Genomic DNA, 15107 nt, shown 5'->3' with positions numbered 1-15107 from the left:
GATTGTAACTAAACTTATTTCATGCGTCAAAAGCAAAACAGGGCAAATCCGTTATTCGACTTGAAATGCTTCTAAATCAGTTACAGTTTTATAATTATAACGCTTCCCGCATCGATATGTCATCCCCAAAATAAAATATCCCCACAAAGTGACGTGTGCCCATCGAAGCTTATTCCGATTACTTTGCGGGGACCCCGGATACTAATATCTAAAAATCACCCCACAAAGTGACGTGTGCCCATCGAAGCTTTTTCCGATTACTTTGCGGGGACCCCGGATACTAAATTACCCCATAAAGTGGAGCCTACCCCAAAAAACTACTTTATAAAACCCATATCCTTAACATAAAAAAACCGCCGGATGATCCGGCGGTCGCCTTTCTAAACTTATGCGTAAGGAGCGGCAACCCAATGGCCTTTTGATACTTCAACCAGCCTTGTGTCTTCCTCCTGCGCGCCATTATCTCCTTTTGCCGAATGAATCGGGCCCGAAAGCTCGTCATTCAGCAAAATCCGCTTTTTATTCTCCTCGATTTCCGGATCCGGAATCGGGATGGCCGACAACAGCGTCTTCGTGTAAGGGTGGATCGGATTGGCGTAAAGCTCTTCGCTATCCGCAAGTTCCACCATTTTGCCAAGATACATCACGGCTACGCGGTCGCTGATATGCTTGACCATGGACAAATCATGCGCAATAAACAAATAAGTCAATCCGAGACGTTCCTGCAGTTCTTTCAGCAGGTTGACCACCTGCGCCTGGATGGAAACGTCAAGCGCAGAAATCGGCTCGTCGCAAATAATGAATTTAGGGTTGACCGCAAGCGCCCGGGCAATGCCGATCCGCTGGCGCTGTCCCCCGGAAAATTCATGCGGATAACGCGTAGCATGATCGGGATTAAGTCCGACCATATCCAGCAGCTCCTCGATCCGCTTTTTCCGTTCCTTGCGGCTTCCCGCCAGCTTGTGAATATCCAGCGCTTCGCCGATGATGTCCGAAACGGTAAAGCGCGGATTCAACGATGCGTACGGATCCTGGAAGATCATCTGCATATCGCGGCGCATAGCTTTCATTTTGCCGGGCGACAGTTTGTAGATATCGGTTCCGTTAAACCGGACGCTGCCGCCGGTAGGCTCATACAGCCGGAGTATGGTGCGTCCAGCCGTCGACTTGCCACAGCCGGATTCGCCGACCATACCGAGCGTTTCCCCTTCACGGATAAAGAAATTGATATTATCAACGGCTTTGACGATTTTGCCGCCGCCGACGTTAAAATATTTTTTCAATCCTTCGACTTCAATCAAATGGTTGTCTTTCATGACGAATGAACCTCCTTCGCCATCTCATGCAGGTTCCAGCAGCGGGCCGTATGAGTTTCGCTGAATTCCGTGGAACCCGGATTCAGGCGCTCGCAAACTTTCATCGCTTCGTCGCAGCGTGCACAGAACGCGCAGCCGACCGGCGGTTTGATCAAGTCCGGCGGCGTGCCGATGATCGGAATGAGCGGTTCGTTTTTCTTCTGATCGAGACGCGGCATGGAACGGAGCAAACCTTTTGTATAAGGATGCTGAGGATTCTTGAAAATCTCCCACTTCGTTCCGGTTTCCACGACTTCGCCCGCATACATAACGATAACGCGGTCGCACATGCCGGCAACAACGCCGAGGTCATGCGTAATCAGGATGATGGAAGTACCGAACTTTTGCTGCATCTCCTTCATGACATCCATAATTTGCGCCTGAATCGTCACGTCCAGTGCCGTCGTCGGTTCGTCGGCAATCAGAAGCGCCGGATTGCACGCCAGCGCAATAGCGATCATGGCGCGTTGACGCATCCCGCCGGAGAATTCATGTGGATATTGCCCGAAACGCTCCTCCGGGTTTTTAATGCCTACAAGTTTCAGCATCTCGATGGCGCGGTTTTTCGCTTCTTCTTTCGACATCTTTTGATGCTTCATCAGCACTTCCGTGATTTGTCTGCCAACCTTAATGGTAGGATTGAGGGAAGTCATCGGATCCTGGAAGATCATGCCGATATCTTTACCGCGGATGGCTTCCATCTGTTTATTGGATTTTTTCAGGATATCTTCACCCTGAAAAATAATTTCGCCGCTTTTGATTTGGGATGGCGGAGACGGGATGAGGCGCATAATCGTCTGGGCGGTCACGCTTTTACCGCTCCCCGATTCACCGACGATCGCTACCGTTTCCCCTTTCCCTATTTCAAAGTTCATGCCGCGTACGGCCTTAACTTCTCCGCCTTTTACGTTAAAAGAGACCTGCAGGTTTTTGACTTGCAAAATCGGTTCCACTTGAATCTCACCTCCCGTTATTTCAATTTCGGATCGAGCGCATCGCGGAGGCCATCACCGAAAATGTTAAATGCAAGCATGGTCAAACTGATCAGAATCGCCGGGAAAAGCATCCGCCAAGGATAATACATCCATCCTGTCAGCGCGTCGTTGATCATCGAACCAAGCGATGCCACCGGAGCTTGTACGCCTAGACCAAGGAAGCTCAGGAAAGCTTCCGAGAAGATTGCGTTAGGCACCGACAACGTCAACGTGACAATAATCGGACCTACCGCATTAGGAAGCAGATGCCTGAACAAAAGTCGGCCCGAGCCTGCGCCCATGGAACGGGATGCCAAGATGAATTCCCTGTTCTTGAGCTGCATGATCTCGCCGCGCACAATCCAGGACATGTTGATCCAGCCCGTGATGGTCAAAGCCAGAATAATGGTTCCGATACTTGGCTCAAAAACCACCAGCAGCAGGATCGTTACCAGCATATAAGGAATCGAATATAAAATTTCCGAAAATTTATTCATGATTGCATCCACGCGTCCGCCGAAGAAGCCCATGATCCCGCCATAAATCACGCCAATCATGAGGTCGATCAGGGCAGCCGCAAGGCCGACCGTAAGCGAGATGCGGGCGCCCATCCAAGTCCGGACGAACATATCCCGGCCGAGATCATCGGTTCCGAACCAATGATCTTTGGACGGCGGCTGGTTCGTATTAAGCAGATCATTCGAATAGTAGTTATATTTGGAAATCATCGGGCCGATTACTGCCGTCAAAATAATGATAAAAAGCACAATCAGACTGGTCATCGCCATTTTGTTTTTGCGCAGACGCTGCCATGCGTCTCTCCACGCCGAAATACTTTCCCGCTGGATGACCTCGGCCTGCTTTTCATCCACGCCGATTTTACGGAAGTCTTCTGGCGTTAGTTCCGCATGGGCGCTCGTCAACGCTGTATCATTTGCTGCCACCGTCAACCCTCCTTCCCGCCGGTCAATTTAATACGCGGATCAACCAGCACATATACGATATCTGTCAAAAAACGGGCAAGCATCAGCAAAATGCCGTAGAAAATGGTCACACCCATAATCATGGTATAGTCACGGTTTGTGATACAATCAACGAACACTTTGCCAATTCCGCCGATTCCGAAAATCTGCTCGATGACGACAGAACCCGTGATAATATTGGCTGTCATCGGGCCAACATAGGTAACGACAGGCAAAATGCCGTTGCGGATCACGTGTCTGAACATAATGGTCAGCCAGTTCAGGCCTTTCGCCTTCGCTGTCTTGATATAATCGGCATGAAGCACTTCCAGCATGCTGGATCGGGTCAGGCGTGCAATAAAGGCAATCGGTTGCGCAGATAAAGCCGCCACAGGCAGCACATAATCAAGCGGACCGTCAAAGCCCATAACATTAAACCATCCGAGCTTCTCGGCGAAGATGAACTGAATCAAGGACGCCAGTACGAAGCTTGGTACGGCAATTCCCAGCACCGCTAGAACCATCGCCACATTATCGATCAGCTTGCGATGATAGAGGGCTGCGAGCATGCCGAGCAAAATACCGACAATGATAGAGATAACGATCGCACACAATCCGAGCTTTAAGGAAGCGGAAAACGTATCCAGTATGATACCCGTAACTTCTTGGTTCTGATGTTTCATCGATATGCCAAAATCACCTGTAGCGATATCGCCCAGATATTTAAAATACTGCTCATAAACCGGTTTATCGAGTCCATATTGTTCCATTAAACGGGCTTGTATTTCAGGCGGAACCTTTTTTTCAGACATGAAAGGATCCCCAGGTATGGCTTTCATCAGGAAAAATGTCGCCGATATCAATATGAACAATGATAGCAGCATATAAAAAAACTTTTTGGCTACGTAACGAACCATGCCCGATTACCCTCCCCTTTTAAATATTATTCTACATTTTTCGACATAATTCGATTTTAAAGAATAATGAGTACTTTTGTCCAATCTATTTATTACTAAGTAAAGAAATATCTACCACAATCATCATCTGATGCAAAAAAAACGGGATATATATGGATACCCACATATATATCCCGAATTACTTATCTCTCTAATCTACACAAACGTTCTATTACTCAAAGTAAGCCCGCGTAAAATCAACTTGACCGGCATAATTGATGTTTACGCCTTTCAGGTTCGGTTTGATCAGTGCCACGTTGGTGTAGTAGTAAATCGGCATCAGCACTTGTTGATCCTTGATCAAAAGAGTTTCGGCTTTCGAGAAATCATCCATGCGCTTGGCATTATCTGAAGAACTATGAGCATCGCTAATTAAAGCGTCATATTCTTTGTTTTTGAATCCTGTGTCATTATTGCCGCTCTTCGAAGTCCACAGGTCAAAGAAAGTCATTGGATCGTTGTAGTCCGGACTCCAGCCTGAGCGTGCGATCTGGTAGTTCAGGTTTCTGCGGTTTTTGAGGAACACGCCCCACTCCTGATTTTCCGTTTTCACGTCGACTCCCAGGTTTTTCTTCCACATGTCGGCGACAGCCAAAGCAATTTTCTTATGCTTGTCACTGGAGTTGTAAATCAAAGTAATTGGCGGAAGGGTAGTATAACCTTCTTCCTTCATACCTTCTTGAAGCAGTTTTTTCGCTTCATCTGCATTTTCAGTAAAGAAATCGTCTTTATGCTCGGTGCGGTACTCTGCTTTTTCGCCAGCGATTCCCGGAGGTACGAATCCGAATGCAGGTTTTTCTTCGCTTTGCGTTACTTTCTCGACGATTTCCTGGCGGCTGATCGCCATCGCAAAGGCTTTGCGGATTTTTTCATTATCGAACGGTTTGGCGGTTACGTTGAACAGATAGTAATACACGCCGCCGATAGGCTTAAGGTTAAGCTCGTCCTTCAGTTCTTTTTTGATCGCAGGTATTTGGTCGGTAGGAATTTCCCCGTTCGGCATACCCGCAAAATCCAACTGGCCGCTTCTGTAACTGGACAGCTCGGTTGCTCCGCTGTTGGAAAGGGACATCGTAATTTTGTTTAGCTTGATATCTTTGTTATCCCAATAGTTCGCGTTTTTCGAAACTTCGATCTTTTGGCCGGTTGTCCAAGTTGTCATCGTGAATGCTCCGTTTGAAATCATCGATTTCGGATCGGTAGCCCATTTCGCGTTGTCCTTGACGGATTGGTGAACCGGGAAGAAAGTGTAAAACGAAGTCAAGCTAAGGAAATAAGGGGTTGGGTTCTTTAAGGTGACTTCCAATGTGTTGTCGTCGGTTGCTTTGACGCCAACTTGAGAAAAATCCGTGGTTTTCTTGTTATTGTATTCTTCGGCACCTTTAATGTAATACAACTGGTAAGCATAAGGAGGGGCCGGTGTCGTGCTTGGGTCAAGCACACGCTGCCAGGCAAAGACGAAATCTTTCGCCGTTAGAGGATCGCCGTTGCTCCATTTCGCGTCTTTGCGAAGATGGAAAACGTATTTCAATCCATCGGAAGAAACATCCCATTTCTCGGCAACACCGGGGATTGGTTTATTACTTTCATCCAAGCGGACCAGACCTTCATACATCATATTCAAGACTGTATTAGACTGGCTGTCTTGCGCTTGAGCCGGATCAAAAGTCGGCGGCTCGGAGCTAAGGTTAATATGCAGCACTTGATCTTTGGCAGCGGCGGAGTTTCCTTTGCTGCCTCCATTCTTGGAGCCGCAACCCGCAAGAACGGTGCCTACTACAAGGAGCATCGTTAGTAGGGTTAATAGTGTTTTCCTTCTCATGATGTAATCCCCCTAAGGTTATTAAGTGTATGGTTAAAGATTATACAACCAGTGGTCAAAAAAATCTATACTAAAATCGTAGAAGGAACCCGGCTAAATTAAAAACAGAGCTGTTTCCGCCTTATGTTAAACCTGTATAATTAATTATGACATTGTTATGAATATGTATTTGAACAAACCAATTAATGTAAAAACAAGATAGCTGAAGCTCATAAGGACAAAGGTCATTCTCCAAATAATTTTCGCCATTTTCTGGATATCTAATTTACCCTTGATTCGGGTTTGCGCGCTGCCTATCAGCCCAATCGCAATAAGCAGCAGCAGCAAAATAAGGTAAAATCCGAATTTAGAGTCAAAATTCAGATTAAATAACGCAGAAACGGAGATGATCAAAAACAGCGTCGTTACATCCATGGCGAGTTTTAATGAAGCCTTTTTGTTATGTTTCCACCGATAATGGATAAAGTATACGAGCAAAAAAGGAAAAAACGGGAGAATGCTTAAAAAGGTAAATGAATTTTTCAAAAAATCCATGTAAACTACTCCTCTCGTATCGTCAGTCCTTTGATCAACCCGGTTATGAGTTCATGGGCAGCTGCACGGATCCCGGATTTTTCCGCCAGATCGACAATACTGCCGTTGATCCAGTCCACCTCGGTAGGAATTCCAGACTGCACGTCGTTCAACATTGAAGAGATATTACCCGCCGTCGAATGACAAACCTCCAAGATCTGATCCCAAATATCTTCTTCCCAAGGGATGCCGCAAGCATCATACACCGCCAGCGCCTCGTTAAGCAGTGTTCTCATCACACGCATCCGCTGCTCGGACGCAAGCAGTTCCCCATTTCGGATATTCCACAGCGCAGTCAGCGGATTAATGACCGAATTGATCAGCAGCTTCCGGTAAATTCTGCTATCGATGTCATTCGATAAAACCGCCGAAAATCCTGCTAATTGCAGCATTTTCTCCAACTTTTCGGGATGCGGGCCCTCTGTCCCCCCCGATGGCCGGCCGATTCCGAACCATGTCGTGCCCGCACCCGCATGCGCCACTTCATTCTGGGCGACCCTCTTCGCCCCTTCCGTCGTTACTGCCGCATACAGCGGCCAGCCTGGCAGCATTTTTTCCAGCCGTTCCATATGTCCGTACCCGTTTTGAAAACAGACCATACCCGGAATGTTGCCTGGCATCAGCTTGTCCATGGCAAGTCGGCCGACCGACATAAGACAGGCGTTCTCGACGTCTTTTTGCTTGGTCATCAGGAAAATCCATTGTCCCGGATTTTGTCTCCATGCTTCCGCAAATTCATCAAGAATGCCAACTTTGAAAGTTCCGGGCTTCGCCTGCGCCTCCATCGCGCCGAAAGTATTGCGTATGAATATCCCTTTGGATTTGATCTCGCCTGCCTGTTTTGCCGACCGGCACCAGATTCTCACATCCGCCCCGGACGCGGCAAGTTTGCCCCCGTACAGCAGCCCCAGCGAGCCGCCTCCAATCACATCTATGATCATTTTGTCCGTCACCTGCTTATGTTTATCATTTCGAATCCATTCGTTAAGCTTCTTCATCAATTATTATATCGCATGAAGCCGAAGAAACGAGAAAAAGTCTGATGCCATAAGCGGCATAGACTTTCATCATGATGCTTATATTCCCCCACAAAGTGACGTATAGCCCTCGATGCTCATTCCGATTACTTTGCGGGGACCCCGGAAATTACGCAAAAATAACCCCACAAAGTGACGCTTAGCCCTCGATGCTCATTCCGATTACTTTGCGGGGACCCCGGACTACGCAAAAATAACCCCGCAAAGTGACGAAAAACCCGTTCGGCTCGCTTTGGCTGTCGCCAATCCGTAACGGGTGTTCGTGTATAGACATGTTATGATTAAACGTCTACTCGATGCGTTCAAGATTTCCGTTCGCATCCATTTTAAAACGTGTCTTGAGTTCTTCCTCTTCTTCCGTTAAAAAGGCCAGGCGACGTGCACGGTCCATAATCTGGATCAACGCTTTATAATCATCATTGACAACGCGATAGTCCGTTTGAACCTCGCTGACTTCCTTGCTTAACTGTTCGTTTATCCTTCTTAAATTGGCGATTTCCTCTTCCTTCTCGCGCAGTTCCTTTTCGAGCATTTTCATTTGGCGGCCATTTTCTTGCAAATTTCCCTTCCACTGTCGCAAAAAGCGGATGACCGCATCAATGGACAGCGACTCTTCGCTTGTTCCCTCCATCTTGTAGTATCCAGTTTCAGCTTCCAATCCCAGTCCGGCCACCTGCAATCCGGCATTCGCAGGCTGCTTTTTGTAGTAGCTTCTTTTTTGCCGCTGCGTTTTGGCCAGACTGATGGCTTCCTCATACTTTTTGCGGACACAGCTGTTCCAACGAAATCCGCAGGCTGCAGGTGTTCTGCCGATCTTTTCGCCAACCTCCTCAAATGCGGCCAGCTGCGTGCTGCCCTCGCGGATATGCCTCAAGGTTACCTCCGCCAAAATCAAATCATCATCGGTGCTCCATGCATCTTGTCTTACTGCTGTCATGCAACAAAACCCTCCTAACAACATCCTAAAATAACCGTCTCCAAACCCATTGCTTCTTTATGGTTTGAATGGGGTATAACAGCTGCTTATTTTCATTTCTATGCTTCTCATAGAGTTCATAGAATCTATTTGATACTAAATTGTATTGCCAAATTTTAACGGGATCATACTTCATTCGCCGGAAAATAAACAGCCATACCATGAATACTTTCCATAACAATGATCACAATAATTAAGGAAAAGCCATGGCAATGGCCTTTAATCTTAAAAAAGTTCATATTTGTTGACGACTTTTCGTTTACACAATTTTGTGTAAACGTTATAATGATGTGTAGTAAAGCTAGACCGTACATAAGAGAGGGGGCTTCAACGTGGCACGAATGTTTCGAGTTCTTGGCTTCTTTACGCTTGCGATCGGACTGATGGCTTTTGCTGGGAACATGGTCGAAATGGCTCTGCTGTTCTTCGCGCAGACCGCTTTTTTCATGATTTTGGGTTATCTGAAATTCACTGAAAAAACCTACATTCTTCTCTTCTGGGGCTATATGATCGTTACCTTTACCGGTTTCAGCTATTGGACAGTCTTTGAAATGGGTCTACCGCTGTAGTTACCGATCAATGGCTTAAGAAATTTTATTAAAAAGGCGATCCGCTCTAAACTGTACCCTATCGAGTAGACACTTTAAAAAAGTCTCTCGATAGGGTACTTTTGTCTATAACAAGAAGATGGGAAAGAGGAATGGTATGAGCAAGAAAATATTCACAGATAAAGAAATCAAGCTGTTATCTAACAATCCTTATGTGAAGTCCGTATCTTCAAAGGCAATTACGTATACGGATGCGTTTAAGCAATTGTTCATCTCAGAGAGCAACCAAGGCAAGCTGCCAAGAGAAATATTTGAAGAATGTGGTTTTGACGTAACCGTCATCGGGGTCCAAAGAGTCAAATCCTCAGGGAATAGATGGCGTGCGAGCTACCAGGAGAACGGAATCTTAGGTTTGCAGGATACAAGAAGCCAAGCATCAGGAAGACCTCTTAAACGGGAACTGACGCTGGAAGAGAAGTATGCCAGGTTGGAAGCTCAGAACAACTTGTTAAAAGCGGAGAACGAGTTGTTAAAAAAGATTCGTTTTGCAGAAAGGGGGCAGAGCGAGAAATAAGGCTGTCACCTAGCCAGAAATATATCCTTATTCATACGATCATCGAGAAATATCAGCTCCACCGTATGGTCAATTATTTATGTAAGGTGTCAGGTGTCTCCAGAAGTGGATATTACAGGTACTGGTCTTCTGAAGCAACGCAAAAGAGAAGCCAGAAGGAACAGCGAGATGAGCAGCTAAGAGAAGTAATCTTAAAAGCATTTCATTTCAAAAGACGAAAGAAAGGGGCCCGTTCCATCAAGATGACATTGGAGGGGCAGTTTAAGGTAATCTACAATTTGAAACGGATTAGGAGGATTATGAAGAAATACGACATTGTATGTCCCTTCAGAAAGGCCAATCCCTATAAACGGATGATGAAGGCTACCCAGGAGCACAGGGTCGTTCCTAATCTGCTGAACCGGGAGTTTAAGCAGAACATCCCAGGTAAGGTATTGCTGACTGATATCACCTATTTATTTTACGGATCAGGTAAAAAAGCTTACTTATCAACAATCAAAGACAGCTCAACCAATGAAATCTTGGCATATCATGTGTCAGATCGGATCACCATGGATCTTGCGACAGATACTCTCCTGAAACTTAAGAAAAATCGAAGGTTTAAGAGAGCCGATGGTGCCTTCATTCATTCTGATCAGGGATCTCATTATACACATCCGGATTTTCAAAAAATGGTTAAGAAAATGAAATTGAAACAATCCATGTCTAGGCGAGGAAACTGCTGGGATAACGCCCCTCAGGAATCCTTTTTTGGCCATTTTAAAGATCAGGCTTCCATTAAACCTTGTTTGACTTTGCACGAGTTAAAACAGGAGATTAAGGACTACATAACCTATTACAACCACTACAGGTATCAATGGAATTTAAAAAAGATGACCCCTGTTCAATACAGAGATCATCTTCTTCAATCTGCCTAGACTTTTTTTAAATGTCCTTTACATAGGGTACAGTTTACTCACCGGATCGTCTTTTTTCTTTGTTTCAAGCTCTATGTTCCTGTTAAGATAAGGAAAGATGATATTTTTTATAAACAAGCATATATTTTTTACATGAGGGACCGGCAGTTCTTGTTGTCCGGACGCGGTCAAGAAAATGGCTGATCAGGACAATCTAATTGTTCTATTATTTTCCTGATCGCGTCCAAGGAACAGCCTGGAGAGGAGGAAGATTTGTGAAGGACATCATAAGACGTATGCGCCTGGCGGTTTTGGCTGTGCCGATCTTGCTTCTCTCCCTGCTGCACCCGGGTCAAGCGCTTTTGGCTGATCCGGGAATGTCTGCGGATCCAGACCAACGGCAGCTGCTGCAAAAAAGCCTGTCCATCGTGGAAATTGATCATGAGATCGAGCGGATTACGAACCGGCAGGAGCAGACGCAAATCGAAATTGACAAGCTTCAAGCCGAGATGAAAGCGAAAGAAGAACAAATCGAAACTCGCCGCGAACGCGCTGGGGTCATCATCCGATCCTATTATATGGGCGAAAGGGACAATCTATTTACGATCCTGTTTTCCGCCAAAAGTTTAAGCAATCTCATCGAATTATACGGCTTTTATGACATGATTATGGATCAGGACAAGACTGTGCTGGATGCATACCAATCGGAATATCAGACCATCAAGGATACAAAGCGCAAGCTGGAGCGGTCCAATAACCAGCTCGCCATCATCAAGGATAATCTCATCAAGCAGCGGGAACGCGTGTTGGCTCTGCAGAAGGAACTGGACAGCGGCATAGCCGGAAGCAGCGATCCGGAAGCAATGAAGAAACTGATCAAGGAATTTACGGCATATTGGGACAACGTAGGAATTTATGAGGTTAAACGTTATTTTTCAGCGCTCTCGTCGGCCATGGATGATCTTCCGGAGTTTGTCCAAAGCAAAAAAGGCGCCATTCGGACGAACGGCACCACATACAACATCGAAGTGAATGAAAATGATCTGAATGAATTTCTCAGAAACAAAAATGAAATATTTAAAAATTTTGCATTCCATTTCAAAGACGGCAAAATCATCGCCGAGGGCAAAAGCGGCAGCCTGAGCCTTCAGGTCGAAGGACATTACAGCATCGAAAACGAGCCCCAAAATTCGATTTTATTCCACGTCGACAAACTTGTGTTTAACGGACTGGAACTGCCGGATACAACCTGCAGCCAGCTTGAAAACGAATTTGATCTCGGCTTCTATCCGCAGCAAATCGTTTCGTTCGTCAAAGCCACGGATGTGACCAGCACCGATCAAGTGCTGCATGTCACTTTGAAGCTCTCTATGTAATAAAGGAGGGAAACGTTCAATTCCCGGTTTTCTCCTTAGGGTGGCCGTTCATGGCCTCCCTATATTGTTGTTCCGTGCTTTTACCGGTCAGGAAAAGCTTGGACGCCTTGGCGAAATCCTCCCACTTGGATTGCAGCCGGCTATCGGCTCCTCCTCCATCGGCAGGTTTCAGCAGCAAGTCAAGCGCGATTGGCGGCTTCAACCATTGGAATCGATCAGCTTCGTATATTTGCTTCAGTACCGGCAGATTCCCTGTCGAATCGTACCAGCTCCGTTGGGAGCTGTCGGAAGTCATGTAGGCGATCCATTCCGCCGCCTTTTCGGGATGTTGCGCCTGAGAAGACACGGCAAAAGATCTTCCACGGAGCAAAAAGGGATTGGCGGCATACATCCGTTCAGGGATTCGCAAGGCGAGCGTGCTGTTTTTATTCTCATGAACTGCGCTGAAAGGGGCCGTCATCAAGGCCAGTTCGCCTTCTTTCAAGCTTGTCCATGCTTCCTGCATCGCACCGTTATCAATAAATTTGATCCAGGGCCTTATCCGGCCGACCGGTTCCAGCTCATCGGCGGTAACATCCGCTGGGCTGGTACCTCCAGCCGCTGAAAACAAGGCAGCAAAAGCATAAGCATCACCAGCAGGCACCGCGACCGCCTTCTGCTGGTCCTTGCGGCTTTCCAGCCTGGCCAGCATGTCCTTCCATTCCTTGGTCGATTCCGGAATACCGGAAGTCCCCATGGATTCCAAAGCTTGAACCTGCCAAACCAGAACATAAGGGTCCATGTCCAGCGGAATTCCCCACTCATAGCCGTTCCATTCCAACATTGACAAAATCGGGCTGATGACATCGCTCCCGCTTGTGTTGCTTTGATACGATTCAGCAGGCAAAATATAGCCGTTGAATGCCAGCGGCCGAATCCAGGGGCTGTTGACAAGCATAATATCCGGACCTTCGCCTACTTCAAGCATTGCCGTAAGCTGGCGGTAAGCATCGGCATCCGGTATGTTCCGAAGTTCTACCTGAATGCCCGTGTCCGTAACAAAATCATGATTTATATCAAGCAGTTCCTTGTAATCGGATTCACCCAGATGGGTAACAACCCGAATGGGCTGCTTATTCGTATCTTGCGGCGAGGAGGGCTGCGGATTCCAAGACATCGTTTTCCTCTCTTGACCGCTTCCGCTGCTCGGGTTCAAATTCTGGCCTTGGGACAAACTGGTTAATGACAGCAGCAGAATGGCGAACAAAAACCAATAATTTTTCCGCTTCAAATCTCTTGGCCTCCTCTGGCGATCCGAAATCCCTAATTTCCATTACCAATCATTTTATCAAAAAGGTAGTGCGCTTGTCCTACCTTTTGTTGGAAGTGTCTTTTTGACCGCCACAAGGCTCCCGAAAGAGCCATGATCAAAAGCCCTGGCCTTCCGTCCGGATTGAACAGAAAGAGCCAGGACTCATGAATCCGCCTTTAAAATTTTAAAGGTATAGTGCGTGTTCAAAAAGGCGGTTTTCAGCACCGAGAAGGTTGGATGAAGCTAGGGACTGAGGAGCGGAGCGTACGTTTGGGTACGTGAGCACCGGAAGGCCCGGCTGAATTCAAGATTCGATGCCGAATCCGCTTCTTGATTTACTTCGTGATCAAAAGCGGTCTTTTTAAACAACCTCTTACAGCAAATCCGCGGCCAATTGCGCCAGTTTGGAACGTTCCCCTTTCTCCAGGGTAATATGCCCGCTAATTCCTTCCTGCTTGAATTTTTCCACAATATACGTCAAACCGTTACTCGAAGCATCGAGGTATGGGTGGTCGATTTGCTCCGGATCCCCCATCAAAATGATTTTGCTGCCTTCTCCCACACGGGATACGATGGTTTTCACCTCATGCCGGGACAGATTTTGCGCTTCGTCGATGATAATGAACTGCCCCGGGATGGATCTGCCGCGGATATAGGTGAGGGCCTCCACCTGAATGCTGCCAAGCCCCATCAATATTTTATCAATGTCCCCCGACTTTTTCGTATCGAATAAAAACTCAAGATTATCGTAGATCGGCTGCATCCAGGGACGCAGCTTCTCTTCTTTTTCGCCGGGTAAATAGCCGATGTCTTTGCCCATAGGAACAACGGGCCGCGCGATCAGCAGTTTCTTGTACTTATGCTCATCCTCTACCTTCATCAGTCCGGCCGCCAGCGCCAGCAGCGTTTTGCCTGTCCCCGCTTTTCCGGTAATGGTCACTAGCGGGATGTCATCGTTTAATAAGAGTTCAAGCGCCATCCGCTGCTGGGCATTCCGCGCGCAAATTCCCCATACGGGGTCATTGCTCAGATAAAGCGGCTCAAGCCGTAAGCCATCCGCATTGACTTTAAGCAGCGCCGATTTGGTACTGCCCATTTCGTCCTTTAATATCACAAATTCATGCGGATGAAGCGCATAGGAGAGCTGAAGCGGTTTGACAGGCAGAAAACGATAGGAATAAAACTCATCGATGATCGAAGGATGAACCTTCAGCTTCAGATTGCCGGTATATTGATCACCTGGGTCTGCCGTCCGGTCCGACAAATAATCCTGCGTATTCAGCCCGAGTACATCGGCCTTGATCCGCACAAGAACGTCCTTGCTTACCAGAATGACCTGCGCCGGATCCTCCTTCTCGCCCTCCTCCATATGATAATTCAAAGCGACAGCGAGTATGCGGTTGTCATTGGATATTTCCCCGAACATCTCCTGGACCTTCAGAAAACTCCGGTGATTCAGTTCCACTTTCAGGCTGCCGCCGGTATATAACGAAACCCCGCTATGCAGGTGCCCGTTTTCCCTCAGTTGATCCAATAAGCGCGAAACCGTACGGGCGTTGCGCCCGATTTCGTCGGCATTCCGTTTCTTCGAATCAATTTCTTCCAGGACCACTGCCGGGATAATAACCTCATGTTCTTCAAAAGCGTAAATCGCTCCCGGATCGTGAAGCAGCACATTGGTATCCAGTACAAAAATCTTTCTCATATTTCTCCCTCCACTAACTCATAATGACACATAAATTGTTCAATCATGGACATCCTAATCTA

13 protein-coding genes are annotated in these 15107 nt (G+C 47.0%); 3 read left to right on the top strand and 10 right to left on the bottom strand.

Features of this window, described 5'->3' with window-relative positions:
* Nucleotides 1-386: 386 nt before the first annotated feature.
* The 8 genes from L6442_RS10145 to L6442_RS10110 form a co-directional block, all read right to left on the bottom strand.
* Entirely contained in the window at nucleotides 387-1316 is a 930-nt protein-coding gene (locus tag L6442_RS10145; protein WP_194230043.1) for an ABC transporter ATP-binding protein, read from the bottom strand.
* Nucleotides 1313-2308: an ABC transporter ATP-binding protein gene (locus L6442_RS10140; RefSeq protein ID WP_194230044.1), complete on the bottom strand. Its 996-nt coding sequence runs from the start codon at nucleotides 2306-2308 to the stop codon at nucleotides 1313-1315. The genes L6442_RS10145 and L6442_RS10140 overlap by 4 nt, the downstream gene beginning before the upstream one ends.
* 17 nt (nucleotides 2309-2325) lie before the next feature.
* Nucleotides 2326-3273 (bottom strand): ABC transporter permease, encoded by a 948-nt coding sequence (locus tag L6442_RS10135; protein ID WP_272880328.1) that lies wholly within the window; start codon nucleotides 3271-3273, stop codon nucleotides 2326-2328.
* Between the two features lie 2 nt (nucleotides 3274-3275).
* Nucleotides 3276-4208 (bottom strand): ABC transporter permease, encoded by a 933-nt coding sequence (locus L6442_RS10130; RefSeq protein ID WP_194230045.1) that lies wholly within the window; start codon nucleotides 4206-4208, stop codon nucleotides 3276-3278.
* 211 nt (nucleotides 4209-4419) lie between these two features.
* Nucleotides 4420-6069: a peptide ABC transporter substrate-binding protein gene (locus tag L6442_RS10125; RefSeq protein ID WP_212980088.1), complete on the bottom strand. Its 1650-nt coding sequence runs from the start codon at nucleotides 6067-6069 to the stop codon at nucleotides 4420-4422.
* A gap of 144 nt (nucleotides 6070-6213) precedes the next feature.
* Complete coding sequence (locus L6442_RS10120; RefSeq protein WP_212980087.1) at nucleotides 6214-6603, bottom strand: DUF3397 domain-containing protein; 390 nt, start codon at nucleotides 6601-6603, stop codon at nucleotides 6214-6216.
* Nucleotides 6604-6608: 5 nt separating this feature from the next.
* Entirely contained in the window at nucleotides 6609-7640 is a 1032-nt protein-coding gene (locus L6442_RS10115; protein ID WP_237100279.1) for a ketopantoate reductase family protein, read from the bottom strand.
* Nucleotides 7641-7968: 328 nt separating this feature from the next.
* Nucleotides 7969-8616: an RsfA family transcriptional regulator gene (locus tag L6442_RS10110; RefSeq protein ID WP_212980086.1), complete on the bottom strand. Its 648-nt coding sequence runs from the start codon at nucleotides 8614-8616 to the stop codon at nucleotides 7969-7971.
* A gap of 371 nt (nucleotides 8617-8987) precedes the next feature.
* Between L6442_RS10110 and L6442_RS10105 the strand changes: the two genes are divergently transcribed.
* The 3 genes from L6442_RS10105 to L6442_RS10095 all read left to right on the top strand — a co-directional run bounded on the left by L6442_RS10105 (nucleotide 8988) and on the right by L6442_RS10095 (nucleotide 12049).
* Nucleotides 8988-9224 (top strand): DUF2626 family protein, encoded by a 237-nt coding sequence (locus L6442_RS10105; protein WP_194230049.1) that lies wholly within the window; start codon nucleotides 8988-8990, stop codon nucleotides 9222-9224.
* A 136-nt stretch (nucleotides 9225-9360) separates the two neighbouring features.
* A protein-coding gene (locus L6442_RS10100) for an IS3 family transposase (RefSeq protein WP_373871871.1) occupies nucleotides 9361-10694 on the top strand; the annotation gives its coding sequence in 2 pieces (ribosomal slippage) (nucleotides 9361-9748 and nucleotides 9748-10694; 1335 coding nt in all).
* A gap of 254 nt (nucleotides 10695-10948) precedes the next feature.
* Nucleotides 10949-12049 (top strand): coiled-coil domain-containing protein, encoded by a 1101-nt coding sequence (locus L6442_RS10095; protein ID WP_212978584.1) that lies wholly within the window; start codon nucleotides 10949-10951, stop codon nucleotides 12047-12049.
* Between the two features lie 16 nt (nucleotides 12050-12065).
* Here the strand turns inward: L6442_RS10095 and L6442_RS10090 are convergent, their stop codons facing one another.
* Complete coding sequence (locus L6442_RS10090; protein ID WP_212978585.1) at nucleotides 12066-13319, bottom strand: extracellular solute-binding protein; 1254 nt, start codon at nucleotides 13317-13319, stop codon at nucleotides 12066-12068.
* 394 nt (nucleotides 13320-13713) lie between these two features.
* Entirely contained in the window at nucleotides 13714-15045 is a 1332-nt protein-coding gene (locus L6442_RS10085) for a PhoH family protein (protein ID WP_212978586.1), read from the bottom strand.
* Between the last annotated feature and the right edge of the window lie 62 nt (nucleotides 15046-15107).

Origin of the sequence: Paenibacillus azoreducens (assembly GCF_021654775.1) — a bacterium.
GTDB classification, from domain to species: domain Bacteria; phylum Bacillota; class Bacilli; order Paenibacillales; family Paenibacillaceae; genus Paenibacillus_AQ; species Paenibacillus_AQ azoreducens.
This window is presented reverse-complemented; position numbering and strand designations above follow the sequence as displayed.

Excerpts from the sequence above, each read along its gene's own strand:
- L6442_RS10085 (WP_212978586.1), bottom strand. The coding sequence starts at position 15,045 with ATGAGAAAGATTTTTGTACTGGATACCAATGTGCTGCTTCACGATCCG.
- L6442_RS10145 (WP_194230043.1), bottom strand. The coding sequence starts at position 1,316 with ATGAAAGACAACCATTTGATTGAAGTCGAAGGATTGAAAAAATATTTT.
- L6442_RS10110 (WP_212980086.1), bottom strand. The coding sequence starts at position 8,616 with ATGACAGCAGTAAGACAAGATGCATGGAGCACCGATGATGATTTGATT.
- L6442_RS10120 (WP_212980087.1), bottom strand. The coding sequence starts at position 6,603 with ATGGATTTTTTGAAAAATTCATTTACCTTTTTAAGCATTCTCCCGTTT.
- L6442_RS10125 (WP_212980088.1), bottom strand. The coding sequence starts at position 6,069 with ATGAGAAGGAAAACACTATTAACCCTACTAACGATGCTCCTTGTAGTA.
- L6442_RS10130 (WP_194230045.1), bottom strand. The coding sequence starts at position 4,208 with ATGGTTCGTTACGTAGCCAAAAAGTTTTTTTATATGCTGCTATCATTG.
- L6442_RS10115 (WP_237100279.1), bottom strand. The coding sequence starts at position 7,640 with ATGAAGAAGCTTAACGAATGGATTCGAAATGATAAACATAAGCAGGTG.